Below are 19577 nucleotides of genomic sequence, written 5' to 3' on the forward strand. Positions count from 1 at the left end.
TCCAGCAGGTCCTGGATGACCACGTCTTCACTGATGAGCAATGGAGTCTGCCATGAGCGGTCACGATCCCGAGCAGCAGGAGCGCCTGCTGCAGGCCCGCGCCAGGAGCGTCCAGGCGCAGCAGCACCTGGTCGAGCAACTGCAGGGCGGCGGACACGCCACCGAAGCGGCGCGCCTGCGCGAGACCTATCACGCCCGCGAGCTGGGTTCGCTTGCTGATGATGTGTATGCCTCGGCAAAGGGCAAAGGAGAGCCGCCGGTCGGGTGGACGCGAGCCAGTGCCGTGACCGACCCGGACACGCTCAAAGCAGCGGGCATCAGCCTGGGGGCAGCCGACCTGAAGAAGCTGATGCGGCCGAACGACTCGGGTTTCCGCGCAGAGATCTACATTCCGGACAAAAGGGTGTTCGGTGATGACGCCAAGCCGGTGCTGGTGTTCAAGGGATCCACGGGCGAAATCATCGATCCCCGGGCGAAAGGCGGGCGGCGTGAGTCCGGAGGCGAGGATTTCCTCAACAACGGACGCCAGGGCATGGGCATGCAGAGTGACTACTACGATCGGGCCATGGCACTGGCGAGTCGCTTGAAGACCTCCGGTACCCACTTTGAACTCGCCGGTCATTCGCTTGGCGGCGGCATGGCCTCTGCCGCTTCGGCGGTGACCGGTGTACGTGCGACCACCTTCAATTCGGCGGGCCTGCATCCGGCCACCGCCGATCGCTACGCGAAATCCCACGGATTGCCGGTGTTCAACACGCGCGACACGGTGCACACCTACCAGACCTCGGGTGAAGTGCTCAACGATGTGCAGAACGGATTGAAGCGGCTCAACGAGCATCACCGGCAGGGCTTTGGCCTGCTGGCCAGCGAGACCAGCCAGCTGCTGCGCCAGCCCGGCGTGCAGCAGATGGTTACCCGCAAGCTGCAGGAGATGATGCCGGCCGGTGCGCAGACGGCCACCGCCCAGCTGGTTGACCAGCTGGCGTCGAAATCCGGGGCGGAGGCATTGCGCAATGTTCCGGTGGCCGCGGGCAGGATGGAACTGTTGCTGGATGCCAAGACCGAAGTGAATGGAAAGGTGGTGGACCGCCGCCATCGAGAAGCGCCAAGCCAGCTTGCCGAATACGGTGGCCCGTTGGCCGAGGTGCTGATCGCAGGTGCGCGTGGCATGCGTGCCGGACGGGTTGCCGGTGAACATGTCGAGCAGGTCGGCGCGCTGGCGGGCCGGGGCATGAGCCTGTCCGGCGTGGCCGTCGAGCGTGCGTCGACCCTGCAGGGAAATGCGATCGGCACCGTGGTCGACTACGGTGGAAAGAGCATGCGGGTCGGCATCGAAGGCGGTGCGACGGTCATTGCCAAGGGACGCGAGCTGCAGGGCCTGGTCGAATCGGTCAGCCACCGCGTGCAGGCCAAGGGCAGTTACGGCTGGAACATCGGGGCCAGCGTGCTGGGTGCGCTCGGTGCCGACGACATGGCCAGGCAGATGCGCGAGCACGGTGACGCGGCCCGCAATCAACACGAAACCAAGGCCCGTGAAGCCACCCGTGAAGCAGCGGCGGATGCCGGCCGCATCCGCGCCGGCGGCCATCATCTGGGCGGCCAGCTGCAGCAGGGCGTGCATGGCGTGGCCAATGGGCTGCGCAATGGCTATGCCGTGTACGGCGCGACTTTCCACATGGGCATGAACTGGAGCAGCCATCAGATCACCGGGCTGACCTCGCAGGCGCCGGCCGTGCTGGCCGGCACCGTCGGGCTGGGTGCGATGGCCAACAAGGGCATTGCCACGCACCTGCCCACGCCGGCACTGCCGCAGAACCTGGTCAACCTTGCCAAGACGTCGTGGGTGATCGGGCGCGGCAGTGCGACCATGGGGGAGTCGGTGGACCGGCATGGCATGAGCGAGACGATGAACCCCAGTCTCGACGCGGCAATCGCGAGCCAGGAGGCGGCCGCGCGCAAGCTGCTTGGACGGCCGCATGCGCAGCTGCAGGAGGGGGCCGCGAAGATGCCAGCGCTGAACGATCCGGGGCACATCGACTTCCATCTGTTCAAGGGCGCGCAGACCGGCGTGCACGGCCTCGATGTGGCACATGGCCGCATCCCGAACCTGCAGAGCGACCAGCTGGCCGGGGCGTTGGCTGCGCAGGCCAAGCGCGATGGGCTGCAGGCCATTTCCCATGTGCTGCTCAGTGACGACCGCACGCGGGCATTCGCGGTCGACACCCCGGATCTGCAGGCGGCCCACCGCCGACATGCGCACGTGGACGTGGCGGCCGGCATGGCCCAGCCGCTGGCCGTGAGCACGGCGCAGGTTGACGCCCTGAACACCGGTCGCGAACAGGCGACGGCGGCTGGACTGGCCCAGCAACAGGGGCTGGAGGCCCAGGAGAACGCCCGGCGGATGGGCTAATGGCCGAATGAACCGCGCCGCGGCGGCGGGGTTCCCCTCCCGCCCCGGCTGCGATACAGTCAAGGGGTGTCCAGCCTGACGACCCCGCATACCCTTTCTTCCGCACGCCGTTGGTGGCGATGGTGGCCCGTTGCCGTCGTCCGCCCCCATAACGCTGTGTCCCGGAAGGAAAGTCGTCTTGAACTCGCACGCTCAGTTTCAGCAGCAGGCCGCTGAAGGCCACACCCATATTCCCGTCGTCCGTGAAGTGCTGTCCGACCTGGACACGCCGCTTTCGGTCTATCTGAAGCTCGCCGACGGCCCCAATACCTACCTGTTTGAATCCGTCGAAGGCGGCGAGCGCTTTGGTCGTTACTCGATCATCGGCCTGCCGGCGCGCCGCGTGTACGCCTTCCACGGCCATACGCTGACCGTGCGCGAAGACGGCCAGATGGTGGAAACCCGCGAGGTGGCCGACCCGTTCGCCGAGGTCGAGGCGCTGCGCAGCGCTCACTCGGTGCCCAAGCTGGACGGCCTGCCGGGCTTCACCGGTGGCCTGGTCGGCTGGTTCGGTTTCGAATGCATCGGCTACATCGAACCGCGCCTGGCGCCGCCGGCCGGCCGTGATGAACTGGGCACCCCGGACATCCTGCTGCTGGATTCCAATGAGCTGGCGGTGTTCGACAATCTCAAGGGCCGGCTGTACCTGATCGTGCATGCCGACCCCCGGGTCGAGGGCGCCTTCGAGCAGGCCCAGGCCCGCCTGGATGCCCTGACCGCCAAGCTGCGCGCACCGGGCGCCGGTTATCCCGCCCCGCTCAACAGTGATGTGCTGGACGAGTCCGATTTCGTCTCCGGTTTTACCCGCGAAGGCTTCGTCGATGCGGTCCAGCGCAGCAAGGAATACATCCGCGCCGGTGACATCTTCCAGGTGGTGCTCAGCCAGCGCCTGAGCGTGCCGTTCAAGGCGCGCCCGGTGGATGTGTACCGCGCGCTGCGTGCACTGAACCCGTCGCCGTACATGTACTTCCTGGATGTCGGCGACCTGCAGGTGGTCGGCTCGTCGCCGGAAATCCTGGTGCGTCTGCAGGATGGCGAAGTCACCGTGCGCCCGATCGCCGGTACCCGTCCGCGCGGTGCCACCGTCGAGCAGGATCTGGCGCTGGAAGCCGAACTGCTGGCCGATCCGAAGGAACGCGCCGAGCACCTGATGCTGATCGACCTCGGCCGCAACGATGCCGGTCGCGTGTCCAAGGCCGGCACCGTGGAAGTGGGCGAGCAGTTCGTGATCGAACGCTACAGCCACGTCATGCACATCGTCAGCGAAGTGACCGGGCAGCTGCAGCCGGGGCTGAGCTATGCCGATGTGCTGCGCGCCACCTTCCCGGCCGGCACGGTCAGCGGCGCGCCGAAGATCCGCGCGCTGGAGGTGATCCGCGAGCTGGAACCGATCAAGCGCAATGTCTATGCCGGCAGCATCGGCTACATCGGCTGGCACGGCGATGCAGATACCGCGATCGCGATCCGCACCGCGGTGATCAAGGACGGCCGCCTGTACGTGCAGGCCGGCGCCGGCATCGTCTACGACTCGGACCCGGACAAGGAATGGGACGAGACGATGAACAAGGGCCGCGCGCTGTTCCGCGCCGTCGCCCAGGCTGCCAAGGGCCTGTAAGCCTGCCTCGCCACGGCCGTTGCGCCGTGGTCGTTCCGCTGTTCCCGTTCAAGACAAGGAGTACCGCATGAAGCTGCTGAGCGCATTGCTGTGGTCGTCACTGCTGGCCACGATGGCCCCGTCTGCGTGGGCGCAGGCCAATACCATTCCCTCGCAGCCGCACCTGCTGGTGAAGGGCGAGGCGCGCCGCGTGGTGATGCCGGACCGGTTCGGCCTGCAGTTGAACATCGAAGAGGCCGACATGGATGCCGACGCCGCGCGCCACCGCGTGCAGGACAACGTCGCGCGCGTGCTGGCGCTGTTCAAGCAGCACAAGGCGGTGGAAGGCAGCGTGCGCGCGGACAACCTGCGTATCGGTCCGGCGACGCGCTATGAGCAGAACCGGCAGGTCTTCATTGGCACCCGCGTGTCGCGCCAGCTGCGTGCCAGCTTCGCCAGCGTGAAGGCGATGCAGGACGTGCTGGGTGCGCTGAAGGCCAACGAGAACGTGCAGGTCAGCAGCGTGGCCCCGACCTACTCGGGCGAAGTGGCGCTGCGACGCGAACTCAAGGGCGAAGCAGCGGCCAAGACCCGCGAGTCCGCGCAGGGCCTGGCCAAGGCCTATGGAACGAAAGTGCGTGGCCTGTACAGCATCTCCGACGTGGCGCCGGACTTCGCCTACGGCATCCAGGCCGGGCAATGGCCGCAGCCGGGCGAGGATGGTGAGTATCTGGACAGGATCTCGGTGACCGGCAGCTATGCACCGGCCTCGGCACCTGCGCCCGGTGCACCGGAGTCCATTGAAGCCGGCCCCATCACCTACACCGAAAACGTATACGCCATTTTCCTGATAAGCGACGGAACCTGACCATGTTGTGGATGATCGACAACTACGACAGCTTCACCTACAACCTCGTGCAGTACCTGCAGACGCTGGGCGCCGAAGTGAAGGTGGTGCGCAACGATGCGATGAGCGTGGACGAGATCGCCGCGCAGAAACCCGAGCGCATCGTCATCTCGCCCGGCCCGTGCACGCCCAACGAGGCGGGCGTGTCGCTGGAACTGATCGAGCGCCTCGGCCCGACCACGCCCATCCTCGGCGTCTGCCTGGGCCACCAGGGCATCGGCCAGGTCTACGGTGGCACGGTCATCCGCGCGGGCAACATCATGCACGGCAAGACCTCGCCCATCCGCCATGAAGGCAAGGGCGTGTTCGCCGGCCTGCCGGATCGTTACCAGGCCACCCGCTACCACTCGCTGGTGGTGGACAAGCACAGCCTGCCCGATGTGCTGGAAGTGACCGCCTGGACCGAGAACGAGGACGGCTCGATCGAAGAGATCATGGGCCTGCGTCACCGCCAGTTCCCGGTGGAGGGCGTGCAGTTCCACCCCGAATCCATCCTCACCGAACACGGCCACGCCCTGCTGCGCAATTTCCTGCAGCGCCCGGCGGCCTGATCCAAGGAGCATTCCCATGAGCTTCTCCCCCCAGGAAGCCCTGCAACGCACCATCGAGCACCGCGAAATCTTCTTCGACGAAATGGTCGACCTGATGCGGCAGATCATGCGCGGCGATGTCTCGCCGATGATGACCGCCGCCATCCTCACCGGCCTGCGGGTGAAGAAGGAAACCATCGACGAGATCGCGGCCGCGGCCACGGTCATGCGCGAATTCGCGCTGGCGGTGCCGGTGGCCGATACCACCCACCTGGTCGACATCGTCGGTACCGGTGGCGATGGCTCGCATACCTTCAACATCTCCACCTGCGCGATGTTCGTGGCGGCCGCAGCCGGTGCGCGCGTGGCCAAGCATGGCAACCGCAGCGTGTCGTCCAAGTCCGGCAGCGCCGATGCGGTCGAAGCACTGGGTGCGGCCATCGAGCTGCAGCCGGCCCAAGTGGCCGCGGCCATCGAGCAGACCGGCATCGGCTTCATGTTCGCGCCGATCCATCATCCGTCGATGAAGGTGGTCGCGCCGGTCCGCCGCGAGATGGGCGTGCGCACCATCTTCAACATCCTCGGCCCGCTGACCAACCCGGCCAGCGCGCCGTCGGTGCTGATGGGCGTGTTCCACCCCGATCTGGTGGGCATCCAGGCGCGCGTGCTGCGCGAGCTGGGTACCGAGCGCGCCATGGTGGTCTGGGGCCGCGACAACATGGATGAGATCTCGCTGGGCGCCGGCACCCTGGTGGGCGAGCTGCGCGACGGCAAGGTGCGCGAGTACGAGATCCACCCGGAGGACTTCGGCATCGCCATGTCGGCCAGCCGCAACCTGCGCGTGGACAGCCCGGAGCAGTCCATCCAGATGCTGCGCGCCGTGCTGGACAACGAGCCGGGCCCGGCACTGGACATCGTCGCGCTGAACGCCGGCGCCGCCCTGTACGTGGCCGGCGTGGCCAGCGACATCGGCGATGGCCTGGCCCGCGCACGTGCCGCCATCGCCAACGGCAGCGCCCGCCAGCGCCTGCAGCAGTATGTGGAGACCACCCGCGCGCTGGTTGCCTGAGCGCGCGGTTCAGCCTGACCCTCTCGATGGCCGATAATGGCCGTCCTCACCGCCCCCGCACCGAACCGACGACGATGAGCGACATCCTGCAGACGATCCTGGCCCGCAAGGCCGAAGAAGTGGCCCAGCGCCGCGCCCAGCGCCCGCTCGAGGCGCTTCAGGCCGCCCTGGCCAGCGCCCCGCCAGTACGTGGCTTCGTGCGCGCGCTGCAGGCGGCGGCGGCCAATGGCGACCCCGCAGTCATCGCCGAGGTGAAGAAGGCCAGCCCGTCCAAGGGCGTGATCCGCCCGGATTTCCGCCCGGCCGATATCGCCGTCAGCTACGAGTTCGGTGGCGCCAGTTGCCTGTCGGTGCTGACCGACGCGGATTTCTTCCAGGGTGCCGACGCCTACCTGCAGCAGGCCCGCGAGGCCTGCACGCTGCCGGTGCTGCGCAAGGACTTCGTGATTGACGCCTACCAGGTGTACGAGGCGCGCGTGCTGGGCGCCGACTGCATCCTGCTGATCGTCGCCGCGCTGGACGACACCCAGCTGGCCACCCTGTCCGAACTGGCACTGTCGCTGGGCATGGACGTGCTGGTGGAAGTGCATGACATCGACGAACTGGAGCGTGCGCTGCAGGTGCCGGCACCGATGATCGGCATCAACAACCGCAACCTGCGCACCTTCGAAGTGTCGCTGCAGACCACGCTGGACATGCAGAAGGCGGTGCCGCGTGACCGCCTGCTGGTGACCGAGAGCGGCATCCTGGGCCCACAGGACGTGGCGCTGATGCGCGATGCCGGCATCCATGCGTTCCTGGTCGGCGAGGCCTTCATGCGCGTGGAAGAGCCGGGCGAGGGCCTGCGTCAGCTATTCTTCGCGGCATGAAAACGCACTATCCGACGCCGCGCGACGATGCGCCGCTGGTGGTCTTCGATTTCGACCACACCCTCTACGACGGCGATTCGGGCACCCACCTGTTCGCCTCGCTGATCAAGCGCAACCCGTTGCGGATGCTGGCGGCGCTGCTGGTCACGCCGATCGCCGGGCCGATGGTGGCGCTGCTGCCGACCCGTCGTGCCGGTATTTCGGTCTATGTGTGGATCGGCAGCTTCGGCCTGCACCGTGCGCGCGATTTCAACAAGGTCATCGACGCCTATGTGCTGCGCAACGAGGCGCAGATGCGCGCCAAGCTGCTGCCGCAGGCGCTGGAGGTGTTCGCCGCGCACCGCGCCAAGGGCGACCGCGTGGTGGTTGCCACCGGCGCGCCGCCAGAGCTGGCACGGGCGATCCTGGCCTTCGTCGCCCACCAGGACGTACCGGTGATCGGCACCGAGGTTGGCCCACGGCTGGGCGGCGTCGGCCCGACCCGCCACTGCCACAACGAAGAGAAGATGCGCATGCTGCGCGAGCGCGGCTACGGCGATATCGATATCGCCTACTCCGACAGCACCGCCGACCTGCCATTGCTGCTGGCGGCCAAGGCGCCGGTGGTGGTGAACCCGAAGCCGGGCAGGGTGGACTTCTTCCGCCGCGTGCTGCCGGCCGGCACCCGCATCCTCAACTGGGGCTGCGTGGACCGTGGTGGCGACAAGGCCTGATCCGAGCCTGTTGTAGAGCCGAGCCATGCTCGGCTGCTCTTCGTTGCGGTATCCGTGCGCGATCAGCCGAGCATGGCCCGGCTCTACAGGGAATGCCTCAGCGATACAGGTGCCCGTACACCGCGTGGCCGATCTGGAACAGGCTGATGCCCAGCACCAGCACGCCAACGGCCACCAGCACCCAGCGCTCCTTCACCCGCTTGACCAGGATCGCCGCCACCGGCGCGGCCATCATGCCGCCGATCAGCAGGCCGGCGACGATCTGCAGGTGCTGCACCCCCATCGACAGCAGGAAGGTCGCCGACACCGTCAGCGTGACCACGAACTCCGCCGCATTGACCGTACCGATGGTGGTGCGCGCCTGGCCACCACGAGCGAGCAGGGTGGACGTGGCGATCGGCCCCCAGCCGCCACCGCCGCTGGCGTCGAGCAGGCCCGCGAAGAAGCCCAGCACCGGTACCCGGCGGATTTCGCCTTTGGGCATCCAGCGTCCGGCCGCGCGGGCCAGGATGATGATCGCCAGCACCAGCAGGTACAGGTAGATCAGTGGCCGGATGATCTCGCCCGGGATCTGGGTGAGCACGTAGGCGCCCACCGCGCCGCCCACCGCGCCGGGCAGGGCCAGGCGCAGGAACAGGCGTTTATCGACATTCCCGGCGGCGAGGTGCGACACACCCGAGGCGCCGGTGGTGAACACTTCCGCGGTGTGGATGCTGGCGCTGACCTGCGCCGGCGGCAGGCCCATGCTCAGCATCACCGACGATGAGACCAGGCCGAAAGCCATGCCCAGCGCGCCGTCGACCAGCTGCGCGCCGAGGCCGATGAGGATGAACCACCAGAATTCGCTGCTCAGCTCCATGCCCCGAGCCTAGCGCGCGAAGGAGTGCGGACCAAGGTCCGCACCCACCGGGTGCTCAACGGTCAACGGGTGCCGTACAGCACCACGGTCTTGCCGCGGGCATGCAGCAGGCCGTCGGTCTGCAGCTTCTTCAGCACGCGGCCGGCCATTTCGCGCGAACAGCCGACCAGGCGCGCCAGTTCCTGGCGCGAGACGCGCAGCTGGCTGCCCTGCGGGTGGCTCATTGCTTCCGGTTCCTGCGCCAGGTCGTGCAGGGTGCGCACGATCCGGTCGGTGACGTCCAGGAATGCCAGTCGGCTGGCCTTGCGGCTGGTGTCGAGCAGGCGCTTGGAGATCTGCTGGCCCAGCGCGTACAGCAGGCGCGGGGCATCGGCCGACAGCGGGCCGAGGAACAGCTGATGCAGGCGCTCGTAGCTGATTTCGGCCAGCTCACAGGCGGTGCGGGTCCGCAGGATCACCTCGCGGCGGTCCGATTCAACGAACAGGCCCATCTCGCCGACGAACTCGCCAGCACCGAAGTAGCCCAGCACGAGCTCGCGATCGTCATCTTCCTCGGCCATGATCGAAACCGAGCCGCTGATGACGTAATACAGGGTTCCCGCCGGGTCACCGGGTCGGAAGACGTCGGTACGGGTGGGGTATCGCCGCCTGTGGCTGTGCGCCAGGAAACGATCGATTGTGGCGATATCCAGGGCCAGTGGACTGCTAGCTAGGCGCACGGTTGACACGATAGGAGCGCTCCCTCTGCGCATGAACGGATTCACGGGGTCGATAGCGGAGCTTAACCAGCGCAATTGTTAAGGGCAAACAGTGTGCCAGATGTGAGCGATCTTCACGTTCCCCCCGGGGACAGTTTGCCCCATAATTCCCCCTTTCCCTTCTTACACAGGAATCGACCGCCGTGGTCAAGCCGTTGCCTCGCCTGAGGCTGCAGGGTTTCAACAACCTCACCAAGGCGCTGAGCTTCAACATCTATGACGTGTGTTACGCGCGCACCGAAGAGGAGCGTCAGCGTTACATTGAATACATCGATGAAGAGTACAACGCCGACAGGCTGACTCAAATCTTGACCGATGTCGCCGAAATCATCGGCGCCAACATCCTGAACGTGGCCCGCCAGGACTACGACCCGCAGGGTGCCTCGGTGACCATCCTGATCTCCGAAGAACCGGTGATCGACAAGAAGCAGGCCGGCAAGGAGCTGATCTCCGACGCCGTGGTCGCGCACATGGACAAGTCGCACATCACCGTGCACACCTATCCGGAAACGCACCCGCAGGAAGGTATCGCCACCTTCCGCGCCGACATCGACGTGGCCACCTGCGGCGTCATTTCGCCGTTGAAGGCGTTGAACTACCTGATCGAAAGCCTCGAGTCGGACATCGTGATCATGGACTACCGCGTCCGTGGCTTCACCCGCGATGTGAAGGGCAAGAAGCACTACATCGATCACAAGATCAACTCGATCCAGAACTTCCTGGCCAAGAACATCAAGTCGCGTTACGAGATGTTCGACGTCAACGTCTACCAGGAAAACATCTTCCACACGAAGATGCACCTGAAGGACTTCGACCTGGACCAGTACCTGTTCGAGGAAAAGGCCAAGAACCTGTCGTTCAAGGAACGCATGAAGATCGAAGCGCTGCTCAAGCGCGAGATCGAAGAGCTGTTCCACGGCCGGAACCTGTCCGAGTAAGCCCCATGCGCGATGCCCGCAGGCATCGCCGCCCAGGCGGGACGACCCGCCCCGTGGAACTGGTGTCGCGCAAGCGACGTGGTTCCACGGTGATGTACCGACCCACGGCCCGGTGTGAAAACACCGGGCCGTTTCGTTTTTCTCAAAAAGGTAAGGAGCCCCCACCCATGCCCTGGATCTACCTGCTGCTGGCCGGCCTGTTCGAGATCGGTTTCGCCCTCGGGATGAAGTACTCCGAAGGCTTCAGCAAACCCCTTCCCACTGCTGCCACGGTCGTGTCCGCGCTGATCAGCCTGTACCTGATGAGCCAGGCGATGAAGAGCATCCCGGTCGGCACGGCCTACGCGATCTGGACCGGTATCGGCGCCATGGGCGTGGCGGTGCTGGGCATCTACCTGTTCAACGACAGCGCATCGCCGGCCCGCCTGGCCTGCGTGGGCCTGATCGTGGCCGGTGTGATCGGCCTGAAGCTGGTGTCGCCGAACTGATTGATGGCCCGACCAACGGTCGGGCCCACCGTCAGGCCCCGCCGCACCTCTTGGTAGGCCCACGCCGTTGGTGCGGACAACCCTTCAGATGCGGTAGGCGATGGTCTTCATCACCCTGGAGGCCAGCGCCATCGCGCCCGGGATCGGGAACGGCAGGCGCCGTGCGCCGGCCTGCTCGGCGTGCTCCGCATGGCGGGCCTCGTCTTCCTTCATCACCTGGATGACCGCGCGGCTGCGCAGGTCGCTGGCCGGCAGGTCGACCAGGTGCTCGTCCAGATGGGCTTCCACCTGGCGCTCGGTTTCGACCACGAAGCCCAGGTTCCAGCCGTCGCCACGCAGCCCGGCCAGGGTGCCGATGGTGTAGCTGCCGGCATACCAGAGCGGGTTGAACAGGCTCGGACGGCTGTCCAGTTCGCCCAGGCGGGTGGCGCACCAGGCCAGGTGGTCGGTCTCTTCCTGGGCCGCTTCCAGCAGGTGTTCACGCGTGGCCGGGTCGCGGGCCACGGCGGCCTGGCCGAAGTACAGGCCCTGCGCGCAGACCTCGCCGACATGGTTGATCCGCATCAGCCCGGCCGCATGGCGGCGTTCAGTGCTGTCCATGCCCGGCTCGTCGGTGTCCGCAGCCGGGTAGGGACGGGCCGCCGGCGGGTTGCCGAACACCGTGTCCAGGGCGCGCTGCGCCTCGGTCAGCAGGTGGTCCAGCGGGGTGATCTGGCGGAGCACGGTCATGGCGGTACACGGTGGGGCGGAAGACCCCGCGATTCTCGCCCGGCCCCGTCCCCCTGCCAACCCGGTCAGGGGCCGGCTTGCAACGGGGGTCTGACCTGCGTACAATCCCGCCTCTTACGCTTCACCTTTTCACAACGCGTGGCAGAGTTCCGGTGAGCCTTTCGCCGCAATGAGCCCGACCTAACCTAGAGTTCTTCATGAGCACTTTCACTGCCAAGAACGAGACCGTCCAGCGCGACTGGTACCTCGTCGACGCCGAGGGCAAGACCCTGGGCCGTCTCGCCACCGAGCTGGCCCGCCGTCTGCGCGGCAAGCACAAGCCGGTCTACACCCCGCACGTTGATACCGGCGACTACCTGGTCGTCATCAATGCAGAAAAGATTGCCGTCACCGGCAAGAAGCTGCAGGACAAGATGTATCACCGTTTCACCGGTTACATCGGCAACCTGAAGACCGAATCCCTGGCACAGGCGCTGGAGCGCCACCCGGAGCGCGTGATCGAGATCGCCGTGAAGGGCATGCTGCCGAAGGGCCCGCTGGGTCGCCAGATGTACCGCAAGCTCAAGGTCTACGCCGGCACTGAGCATCCGCACGCCGCACAGCAGCCGCAGGTTCTGGATATCTAATCATGGCTATCACTCAAAACTACGGCACTGGCCGCCGCAAGTCCTCCACCGCTCGCGTGTTCCTGCGCAAGGGTTCGGGCAACATCACCGTCAACGGCCGTCCGCTGGACGAGTTCTTCGGTCGTGAGACTGCGCGCATGATCGTGCGCCAGCCGCTCGAGCTGACCAAGAACACCGAAAGCTTCGACATCCTGGTCACCGCCGCTGGCGGCGGCACCACCGGCCAGGCCGGTGCGATCCGTCTGGGCATCGCCCGTGCTCTGGTCGAGTACGACGAAACCCTGAAGTCCGAGCTGCGCAAGGCCGGCTTCATGACCCGTGACGCCCGTGAAGTCGAGCGTAAGAAGGTCGGTCTGCACAAGGCCCGCCGCGCCACCCAGTTCTCCAAGCGCTGATCTACCGCGCCTGGTTGGGCTCCTTCGGGAGCCCGCTGGATGGAAAAGCAAAAGCCCGGCTTCGGCCGGGCTTTTGTCGTTTCGGTGTCATGCATTCCCGGGTTGCCGGCCAGCGGTCGGTACTACCCGTGGCTTCACATGTCAGAAGGGGGTGGGGTCGGAGCCCTTTTCTCTGAAAAGGATCCGACCCCGGACCCCTCTCTGGAGGAGAGCCCCCTTGATGTTCAAGGGGGCGCGCCGACAGGCGCGGGGATCAGGTGGAATGCGCGACCAAATTAAAAGCAAAAGGCCAGATCTTTCGATCTGGCCTTTTGCTTTTAATTTGGCTGCCCCGGATGGATTCGAACCACCGAATGCCTGAGTCAGAGTCAGGTGCCTTACCGCTTGGCGACGGGGCAAAACGTGCAACTATTTTCTCACTTTTCACACTGAAAAACAACTTGATTTTCAGTGTGGTGGCTATGGGTGGACTCGAACCACCGACCCCAGCATTATGAGTGCTGTGCTCTAACCGGCTGAGCTACATAGCCTTGGTGAGCCCGCTATTCTGCGGATGTGTATCGACCCTGTCAACACTTTTGTGTCGTGCTTGTGGGTCGACAGAGGGCATGGGATAGTCCCGACCAGTAGATTTTCTTAGGAGTCCGCATCGTGATCGATCCGGACGGCTATCGACCGAACGTCGGCATTGTGCTGATGCGGCAGGACGGCCAGGTGTTCTGGGCACGACGTGTGCGCCGGGACGGCTGGCAGTTCCCGCAGGGTGGCATGAACACCGACGAGACGCCTGTCGAGGCCATGTATCGTGAACTGCAGGAAGAGACCGGCCTGCTACCTGAGCACGTGGAAGTGCTCGGGGCGACGCCCGGCTGGCTGCGCTACAAGCTGCCGGCGCGGGCCATCCGCCGCAATGAGCGGCAGGTCTGCATCGGCCAGAAGCAGGTCTGGTTCCTGCTGCGCCTGACTGGCGACGAATCGCATGTGCAGCTGGACCATACCGATTCGCCCGAGTTCGACCACTGGCGCTGGGTGGACTTCTGGTACCCGGTGGAGCACGTGGTGATGTTCAAGCGTGGCGTCTATGCGCGCGCTCTGCGACATCTGGCGCCGTTGGCGCGCGGGGTGGCCGGGCAGGGCGTCACCGCCATGCCCAAGAGCGCTGCGGAGGCCTGGATGCCGGGTCACGCTGCCGGCCACGACAGGCCCCGCAAGCGCACGCCCAAGCGCGGTGGCTACTGGCCGCGCAAGGCCAAGGGTGAGCCGGGGGCGGTTTGATGGGGAGGCCGCGCAGGCCGCGGGTCGATCCGTCACAACGCGTCCCCGCCGGGTATCTCCAGCAGGGCCTGGTTGTCCGGCTGGCCAGCCTGCCCTGGATGGCGTTGGGCGTGGTGGTGCTTGGCGGCAGCGCAACGATCCCGCTTGGGCTGGGCATGGTCCTCATCCTGGTGAACTGTGCCGGTGCCCTGTATCTGGCGGACTACCTGCTGCGCCTGAGGGCGCAGGCGGTGGCCTGCACTGGCTGACCATGTTCTTCAGTACGCCGGTGCTGGCCCTGTTGTATTCGATCGCACTCTGAACCGTATCGAGAATGGTTCAGGTCTCTGATTGACAACCATTCTCGTTTCCATTGGAATAGCCAACAGGCCACTCTTGGCCTGTCAGCCCGGTTCACGCCTGTGTACGTCTGCATCTGCAACGGAGTCACCGACCACCAGATCCGCGAAGCCGCCAGCCATGGCGTCAGCACGGTGGCCGAGCTGACCATGCGTACCGGTTGTGGCGCGACCTGCGGTTCCTGCCTGGACATGGCCGGCGACCTGCTGGCCAAGGCACGTGCCACCCACGATCTGCCGCTGCCGGTCCTCGGTCTGGCCCAGGTCGCCTGACGTCTCTTTCGCGGCGCGTTGACGCCGCGCTTCCGGATCCTTCACGCGTGGCCGCATAGGCCAATGCGCACGATTCGCGTTCCTTCACGACCGCACGCAAGGCGTTAGAGTGCGTGCGTTTTCAGCGTGCAGGAGCATCCCCATGAAGGGCGACACCAAGGTCATCGAATTCCTCAACAAGGTCCTCTACAACGAGCTGACCGCGATCAACCAGTACTTCCTGCACGCCAAGATGCTGAAGAACTGGGGCATCAAGGAACTGGCCGAACATGAGTACAAGGAATCGATCGACGAGATGAAGCATGCCGACATGCTCGCCGACCGCATCCTGTTCCTTGAAGGCCTGCCGAACTTCCAGGCGCTGGGCAAGCTGCGCATCGGCGAGAACCCGACCGAGATCCTGCAGTGCGACCTGTCGCTGGAACGCGATGGCGTGGTCACCCTGCGCGAGGCCGTGGCCTATTCCGATTCGGTGGGTGACTACGTCAGCCGCCAGCTGTTCGTGAAGATCCTCGACTCGGAAGAGGAGCACATCGACTGGCTGGAAACCCAGCTCGACCTGATCGAGCGCATCGGCGAGCCGAAGTACCTGCTGAGCAAGCTGGAAGAGTGACTCAGCCGGCCTGGCCGGCGCGATGCTGTGCCAGGTAGCCCGTCAGTGCCACGCGCGCACGGGCGAATTCGGCAACCAGCAGCGCTACCGCTACGGCGGGGCGCTGCAGGCTGCCGCTGCGGGCCTCATGTTCGATCCGCTGCGCCACCGCCGACAGCGACAAGGCCCCCACGTTCGCGCTTGATGATTTCAGGCTGTGCGCGACCGCCTGCAGGCGGGGCTCGTCGCCGTTCTGCGCGGCCTGCTGCAGCTGCTGCACCATCGCCGGCGCATCCTCCAGGAACACCGAGACGATCTGGAGGGCGGTATCGCCGATTACCGCGTGCAGTTCGTCCAGCACGTCGCGGTCCAGTACCGGTTGCGGTGCTGGCGCCACCTGCTTTTCCGGATTTTGTAGCGCCGAGCCATGCTCGGCTGACGGCGTGCGACTGCAATTGGCCGTCAGCCGAGCATGGCTCGGCTCTACGGAAGGCTGTCCAGGTGATGCAGCTTTCCCGCCACCCCAGCGCTGCAACAGCGCATGCAGCGTGGCACGTGCGATCGGCTTGGACAGGTAGTCGTCCATGCCGGCCTGCAGGCAGCGCTCGCGATCACCGGCCATGGCGTTGGCCGTCATCGCGATGATCGGCAACCGCGTGCGCCCGGTTTCCGCTTCTTCCGCACGCCAGTGGCGCGTGGCGGCGTAGCCGTCCAGCACCGGCATCTGGCAATCCATCAGCACCACGTCCACGCCGCCTTCGCGAAGGGCGGCCAGCGCCTGCTCGCCATCGGCGGCATTGCGCACCTCGCACTGGAATACGCGCAGCAGATGCTCGGCCACCATCCGGTTGACCGTGTTGTCTTCCACCAGCAGCACGCGCAGGTGCAACGGCGGCAGCGTGGGCGTGGGCTGCCCCTGTTCGGCGTTGGCCAGCAGCGCGGCAGGGCGCGCATGCGCGACCGGTGCAGCCAGCAGTGCATGCAGCGCAGCGTCGTCGAAATGCGAGGGTAGCTGCCGCTGGTGCGGGCGTGCCGGAAGGGTATCGTCCTGCAGCCACAGCACCTGCAGGGCATCGTCCTCGCCACGTTCGGCCAACGCCTGTTGCAGCGTCGCTTCACCGATGCGGCGCGCACGTGCATCGACCAGCAGCCAGGCCGGCGCCGGTTGCCCCGGCCTCGGCACCGCGCGCAGGCGCTCGACCACGGCATCGAGCTGCGCCATGGCGTGCACCAGCAGGCCATGATGGGCCGCGATGCGCTCGATGCGTGCCTGCAGCGTTGCATCGGCACTGAACAGCAGCAGCGGTGCTGGCGCGCGCGCCATCGCCGGCAGGTCGCCAGGAACCTTCAGCAGCGGGATCTCGAACCAGAACGTAGCGCCCTGGCCAGGCGTGGACTGCACGCCGATCTGCCCGTGCATCAGGTCGATGATGCGCTTGCAGATGGCCAGGCCCAGGCCGGTGCCGCCGTAGATGCGGGTGGTGGATGCGTCGGCTTGGCTGAAGGACTGGAACAGGCGTGCCTGCAGCGTGTCGTCGATGCCGATGCCGGTATCGATGATCTCGAAGCGCAGCTGGTGCTGCGCGGCACCTTCGCCCAGCCGCAGCACGCGCAGCTGCACCTGGCCACGGGCTGTGAACTTGATTGCGTTGGCCAGCAGGTTGCTCAGCACCTGGCGCAGGCGCACCGGGTCGCCGCGCACCGGCAGGCGCACCGAAGGATCCAGTTGCAGGCCCAGGGCCAGGCCCTTGGCGTCGGCGGCGCGCTGCATCAGCTGCACCACGCCATCGAGCAGGTCGCGCAGGTTGAAGCTGGTGATCTCCAGTTCCAGCGCCTGTGCTTCCAGCCGGGAGTAGTCGAGGATGTCGTCGACGATGCGCAGCAGCTGCTGTGAACTGGCCGAAGCGGTGGCCAGCATCTGCCGCTGGTCCTCGCCCAGCGGCCCGCGCGCGATCAGCTCCAGCATCGGCAGGATGCCGTTGAGCGGGGTGCGGATCTCGTGGCTCATCGTGGCCAGGAACTCGCCCTTGGCCAGCACGGCCGCTTCGGCGGCCTGCTTGGCCTGCAGCAGCTGCTGTTCCAGCTGGCCCTGGCGTTCGGTGGTATGGCGCAGCTGGTCGCGGTCGGCGGCCAGCGCGCTGTGCTCGCGCTGCAGCCGGGCCAGTGCCCGGCTGCGCGTGCGCAGGCGCAGGCCCAACAGCAGCGCCATGGCGGCCGCGGCAAGGGCAACCAGCAGCACGCCCCACAGCGGCACGTCAGAGCACCGCGTTGTGGAAGTCGAAGTTCAGGTCGCTGCCGGCCGACTGCACCATGTTGCCCTGGATGTAATCGACGCCGCCGACCCACATCGCGGCCGCGGCCTGCGGGTCTTCGATCTGCTGGCCGATGATCTGCAGCCCGGCCGCATGCGCCTGTTCGATCGCCTTGCGCAGTTCCTCGCGCGTGGCTGGGTTGGAATGGCTGCTGGAGAAGCGCGCGGCCATGCGCACGAATGACAGCGGCAGCTGGGTCAGCAGTGCATCGGCTTCGCCGCTGGGCTCGAACTGGCTCAGGCAGAAGCGCACGCCGGCGCCGGCCATGCGCTGGCAGAACTGCTGCAGCGGCACGGTGTGGATCAGCGCGTCGGGCAGGCGCACGTCGATCACCAGCGCACTGCCGGGCAGGTCACGCTGCTGCAGTGATTCCAGCAGCCAGTCGCCAAAAGCATCGCGCTGCAGCGTGCGCAGCGACTGCGAGACGAACAGGTTCAGCGGCTGCGTTGCGTGCCGGTACAGGTCCAGCAGGCCCAGCGCATGGTCCATCACCTGCTGGTCGAGGTCGGCGATGCGGCCTGCCGCCTCGGCGGCGGGAATCACCTGGCCGGCCGCCAGCACCGTGCCATCGGCCTGGCGCAGGCGCAGCAGCAGCTGGTACTGCGCGGTGTTGCCACCGGCGACGGCGACGATCGGCTGATAGGCCAGCTCCAGCTGGCCTTCCAGCAGTGCCAGGTGTTCCTGTTCGGTGACGGCCTGGCGGTGCACGTGGCCCGCCACGCCGGCGCTGAGCAGGCGTGCCTGCAGGGTGGTGCGCTCGACCGCTTCCAGTGCAGCGTTGGCATCGTCGAAGCCCGGCGACAGCGGCGCGTAACCCACCACGCCGCGCAGGTGCACCGATTCATCGTCGCGGATCACGAAGGCGCGTGCCGAGAGCTGCTCACGCAGGGTCGCGGCGATGCTTTCCAGGCTGTCTTCATCAGTATTGCGGGCCAGCAGCAGGAAGCTGTTGTCGTTCAGGCGTGCCAGCAGGTGCGGATGGCCGGCCTCGGCCAGGCGCTGCCCGGCCTGCACCATCAGGCGCTCGAAGGCGGCGTAGCCATAGCGTTCGCGCAGGCCCAGCGCGCTGGCCACTTCAACGAAGAACACGCCACCCCGGTCGCCATGGGCGAGGGCGGCATTGAGCTGCTGCAGCACGTGGTGACGCGTCGGCAGGCCGGTTTCCGGATTGCTGGTGGCCGGTGCGCCGGTTGCACCGGGCAGGGTTGCTGCCTGCGCACGTGCGCGACGGATGCGGTTGGCCACGGCGGCGATCAGGTGGCGCGGCCGGATCGGCTTGCTCAGGTAATCGTCGGCGCCGCTGTCGAGCACTTCGAACTGGCGCTCCGGGTCCGGATCGCCGCTCAGGAACACGATCGGCAGCAACTGCAGGCCAGGCTGCTGGCGGATCAGCGCGGTCAGGCGCATGCCGTCCAGGCCGGGCAGGTGCAGGTCCATCAGGATCAGGTCGGGGCGATGCTCCTTGATCGCCTGCAGCGCACCATCGGCATCGCTGTGCACGATGGCCTGCATGCCGGCGCCATGCAGCACGCTCTGTGCGAACAGGGCCTGCGCGCGGTCGTCCTCGACGATCAGCACGCGGTAGGGCGAATCGGAGGTCGGCGGTGCCTGGTCGTTGTTGCCAGCCTCGGCCAGCATGCCCGGACCCGGCAGCGGCGGTGGTGCGCTGCCGATCGATGCGGGTGCGTCGGAGGCTGCCAGCGGCGGAACTGCTGCCGGCGCTGCGGCGACGGCGCTCGCCGATTCAGCCGTCCAGCGTTGCCAATGATCGGCCGGAGGGGATTCAGCGCGTCCCGGGCGGGCGCCCGCGGGGGATTCGTTTGCGGCCATCGGTGCTCCTGGTGTTCGCGTCCATTATGCGAC

The 19577-nt window shown here is 66.5% G+C and carries 19 protein-coding genes and 2 tRNA genes; 14 read left to right on the forward strand and 7 right to left on the reverse strand.

Annotated elements, in window-relative coordinates; genetic code table 11:
• The first annotated feature begins 52 nt into the window (after nucleotides 1-52).
• The 7 genes from RI032_RS10540 to RI032_RS10570 all read left to right on the forward strand — a co-directional run bounded on the left by RI032_RS10540 (nucleotide 53) and on the right by RI032_RS10570 (nucleotide 8131).
• Complete coding sequence (locus RI032_RS10540) at nucleotides 53-2410, forward strand: Tle-like phospholipase domain-containing protein (protein WP_322546980.1); 2358 nt, start codon at nucleotides 53-55, stop codon at nucleotides 2408-2410.
• A 178-nt stretch (nucleotides 2411-2588) separates the two neighbouring features.
• Nucleotides 2589-4064 carry an anthranilate synthase component I gene (gene trpE, locus RI032_RS10545; RefSeq protein WP_049411792.1) on the forward strand — a complete coding sequence of 492 codons (1476 nt, stop codon included), beginning with the start codon at nucleotides 2589-2591 and terminating at the stop codon, nucleotides 4062-4064.
• 67 nt (nucleotides 4065-4131) lie between these two features.
• Nucleotides 4132-4911 (forward strand): SIMPL domain-containing protein, encoded by a 780-nt coding sequence (locus RI032_RS10550; protein WP_164193358.1) that lies wholly within the window; start codon nucleotides 4132-4134, stop codon nucleotides 4909-4911.
• Nucleotides 4912-4913: 2 nt separating this feature from the next.
• Complete coding sequence (locus RI032_RS10555) at nucleotides 4914-5501, forward strand: anthranilate synthase component II (protein WP_010482655.1); 588 nt, start codon at nucleotides 4914-4916, stop codon at nucleotides 5499-5501.
• 16 nt (nucleotides 5502-5517) lie between these two features.
• A complete protein-coding gene (trpD, locus tag RI032_RS10560) occupies nucleotides 5518-6549 on the forward strand; it encodes an anthranilate phosphoribosyltransferase (RefSeq protein ID WP_010482653.1) in 1032 nt (343 codons plus the stop codon).
• A gap of 74 nt (nucleotides 6550-6623) precedes the next feature.
• Entirely contained in the window at nucleotides 6624-7418 is a 795-nt protein-coding gene (trpC, locus tag RI032_RS10565; protein ID WP_322546981.1) for an indole-3-glycerol phosphate synthase TrpC, read from the forward strand.
• Nucleotides 7415-8131 carry a haloacid dehalogenase-like hydrolase gene (locus RI032_RS10570; RefSeq protein ID WP_010482651.1) on the forward strand — a complete coding sequence of 239 codons (717 nt, stop codon included), beginning with the start codon at nucleotides 7415-7417 and terminating at the stop codon, nucleotides 8129-8131. Before trpC ends, RI032_RS10570 begins: the two co-directional genes overlap by 4 nt.
• Nucleotides 8132-8228: 97 nt before the next feature.
• Here RI032_RS10570 and RI032_RS10575 read toward each other — a convergent pair whose 3' ends face one another.
• Nucleotides 8229-8990 (reverse strand): sulfite exporter TauE/SafE family protein, encoded by a 762-nt coding sequence (locus RI032_RS10575; protein WP_010482650.1) that lies wholly within the window; start codon nucleotides 8988-8990, stop codon nucleotides 8229-8231.
• 62 nt (nucleotides 8991-9052) lie between these two features.
• Entirely contained in the window at nucleotides 9053-9742 is a 690-nt protein-coding gene (gene crp / locus RI032_RS10580) for a cAMP-activated global transcriptional regulator CRP (RefSeq protein WP_010482649.1), read from the reverse strand.
• 149 nt (nucleotides 9743-9891) lie between these two features.
• Between crp and speD the strand changes: the two genes are divergently transcribed.
• A complete protein-coding gene (gene speD, locus RI032_RS10585) occupies nucleotides 9892-10686 on the forward strand; it encodes an adenosylmethionine decarboxylase (RefSeq protein ID WP_006473908.1) in 795 nt (264 codons plus the stop codon).
• Between the two features lie 167 nt (nucleotides 10687-10853).
• Nucleotides 10854-11174, forward strand: coding sequence for a DMT family transporter (locus RI032_RS10590; RefSeq protein ID WP_005411314.1), 321 nt, complete (start codon nucleotides 10854-10856; stop codon nucleotides 11172-11174).
• 84 nt (nucleotides 11175-11258) lie between these two features.
• Here the strand turns inward: RI032_RS10590 and coq7 are convergent, their stop codons facing one another.
• Nucleotides 11259-11903: a 2-polyprenyl-3-methyl-6-methoxy-1,4-benzoquinone monooxygenase gene (coq7, locus tag RI032_RS10595; RefSeq protein ID WP_010482647.1), complete on the reverse strand. Its 645-nt coding sequence runs from the start codon at nucleotides 11901-11903 to the stop codon at nucleotides 11259-11261.
• A 197-nt stretch (nucleotides 11904-12100) separates the two neighbouring features.
• On the opposite strand from coq7, the gene rplM reads away from it, so the two are divergent.
• Together rplM and rpsI are read left to right on the forward strand one after the other, a co-directional pair.
• Nucleotides 12101-12529: a 50S ribosomal protein L13 gene (rplM, locus tag RI032_RS10600; RefSeq protein ID WP_005414692.1), complete on the forward strand. Its 429-nt coding sequence runs from the start codon at nucleotides 12101-12103 to the stop codon at nucleotides 12527-12529.
• Between the two features lie 2 nt (nucleotides 12530-12531).
• Entirely contained in the window at nucleotides 12532-12924 is a 393-nt protein-coding gene (gene rpsI, locus RI032_RS10605) for a 30S ribosomal protein S9 (protein ID WP_005411311.1), read from the forward strand.
• Between the two features lie 323 nt (nucleotides 12925-13247).
• On the opposite strand, the gene RI032_RS10610 is transcribed toward rpsI, so the two are convergent.
• Nucleotides 13248-13322: transfer RNA gene (locus RI032_RS10610), tRNA-Gln, on the reverse strand.
• A 55-nt stretch (nucleotides 13323-13377) separates the two neighbouring features.
• A tRNA-Met gene (locus RI032_RS10615) sits at nucleotides 13378-13454 on the reverse strand.
• Nucleotides 13455-13575: 121 nt separating this feature from the next.
• Here RI032_RS10615 and RI032_RS10620 point away from each other — a divergent pair.
• From RI032_RS10620 to bfr, 3 genes are all read left to right on the forward strand, one after another.
• On the forward strand, nucleotides 13576-14199 hold the full coding sequence (locus tag RI032_RS10620; protein ID WP_010482644.1) for an RNA pyrophosphohydrolase: 624 nt from the start codon (nucleotides 13576-13578) through the stop codon (nucleotides 14197-14199).
• Between the two features lie 401 nt (nucleotides 14200-14600).
• Nucleotides 14601-14810, forward strand: a complete 210-nt coding sequence (locus tag RI032_RS10625; RefSeq protein WP_005411309.1) for a (2Fe-2S)-binding protein — start codon at nucleotides 14601-14603, stop codon at nucleotides 14808-14810.
• A 142-nt stretch (nucleotides 14811-14952) separates the two neighbouring features.
• A complete protein-coding gene (gene bfr, locus RI032_RS10630) occupies nucleotides 14953-15423 on the forward strand; it encodes a bacterioferritin (RefSeq protein ID WP_005419804.1) in 471 nt (156 codons plus the stop codon).
• Between the two features lies 1 nt (nucleotide 15424).
• On the opposite strand, the gene RI032_RS10635 is transcribed toward bfr, so the two are convergent.
• Together RI032_RS10635 and RI032_RS10640 are read right to left on the reverse strand one after the other, a co-directional pair.
• Nucleotides 15425-17656, reverse strand: coding sequence for an ATP-binding protein (locus RI032_RS10635; RefSeq protein ID WP_322546982.1), 2232 nt, complete (start codon nucleotides 17654-17656; stop codon nucleotides 15425-15427).
• Nucleotide 17657: 1 nt separating this feature from the next.
• Nucleotides 17658-19544 (reverse strand): EAL domain-containing protein, encoded by a 1887-nt coding sequence (locus RI032_RS10640; RefSeq protein WP_322546983.1) that lies wholly within the window; start codon nucleotides 19542-19544, stop codon nucleotides 17658-17660.
• Between the last annotated feature and the right edge of the window lie 33 nt (nucleotides 19545-19577).

Origin of the sequence: Stenotrophomonas geniculata (genome assembly GCF_034508895.1) — a bacterium.
Taxonomy (GTDB): domain Bacteria; phylum Pseudomonadota; class Gammaproteobacteria; order Xanthomonadales; family Xanthomonadaceae; genus Stenotrophomonas; species Stenotrophomonas geniculata.

Bases quoted from the DNA above. Each gene is read 5' to 3' on its own strand.
- RI032_RS10575 (WP_010482650.1), bottom strand. From the start codon at position 8,990: ATGGAGCTGAGCAGCGAATTCTGGTGGTTCATCCTCATCGGCCTCGGC.
- rpsI (WP_005411311.1), top strand. From the start codon at position 12,532: ATGGCTATCACTCAAAACTACGGCACTGGCCGCCGCAAGTCCTCCACC.
- RI032_RS10540 (WP_322546980.1), top strand. From the start codon at position 53: ATGAGCGGTCACGATCCCGAGCAGCAGGAGCGCCTGCTGCAGGCCCGC.
- RI032_RS10640 (WP_322546983.1), bottom strand. From the start codon at position 19,544: ATGGCCGCAAACGAATCCCCCGCGGGCGCCCGCCCGGGACGCGCTGAA.
- RI032_RS10590 (WP_005411314.1), top strand. From the start codon at position 10,854: ATGCCCTGGATCTACCTGCTGCTGGCCGGCCTGTTCGAGATCGGTTTC.
- RI032_RS10550 (WP_164193358.1), top strand. From the start codon at position 4,132: ATGAAGCTGCTGAGCGCATTGCTGTGGTCGTCACTGCTGGCCACGATG.
- coq7 (WP_010482647.1), bottom strand. From the start codon at position 11,903: ATGACCGTGCTCCGCCAGATCACCCCGCTGGACCACCTGCTGACCGAG.
- rplM (WP_005414692.1), top strand. From the start codon at position 12,101: ATGAGCACTTTCACTGCCAAGAACGAGACCGTCCAGCGCGACTGGTAC.
- RI032_RS10555 (WP_010482655.1), top strand. From the start codon at position 4,914: ATGTTGTGGATGATCGACAACTACGACAGCTTCACCTACAACCTCGTG.
- RI032_RS10570 (WP_010482651.1), top strand. From the start codon at position 7,415: ATGAAAACGCACTATCCGACGCCGCGCGACGATGCGCCGCTGGTGGTC.
- bfr (WP_005419804.1), top strand. From the start codon at position 14,953: ATGAAGGGCGACACCAAGGTCATCGAATTCCTCAACAAGGTCCTCTAC.
- crp (WP_010482649.1), bottom strand. From the start codon at position 9,742: ATGCGCAGAGGGAGCGCTCCTATCGTGTCAACCGTGCGCCTAGCTAGC.
- trpC (WP_322546981.1), top strand. From the start codon at position 6,624: ATGAGCGACATCCTGCAGACGATCCTGGCCCGCAAGGCCGAAGAAGTG.
- trpD (WP_010482653.1), top strand. From the start codon at position 5,518: ATGAGCTTCTCCCCCCAGGAAGCCCTGCAACGCACCATCGAGCACCGC.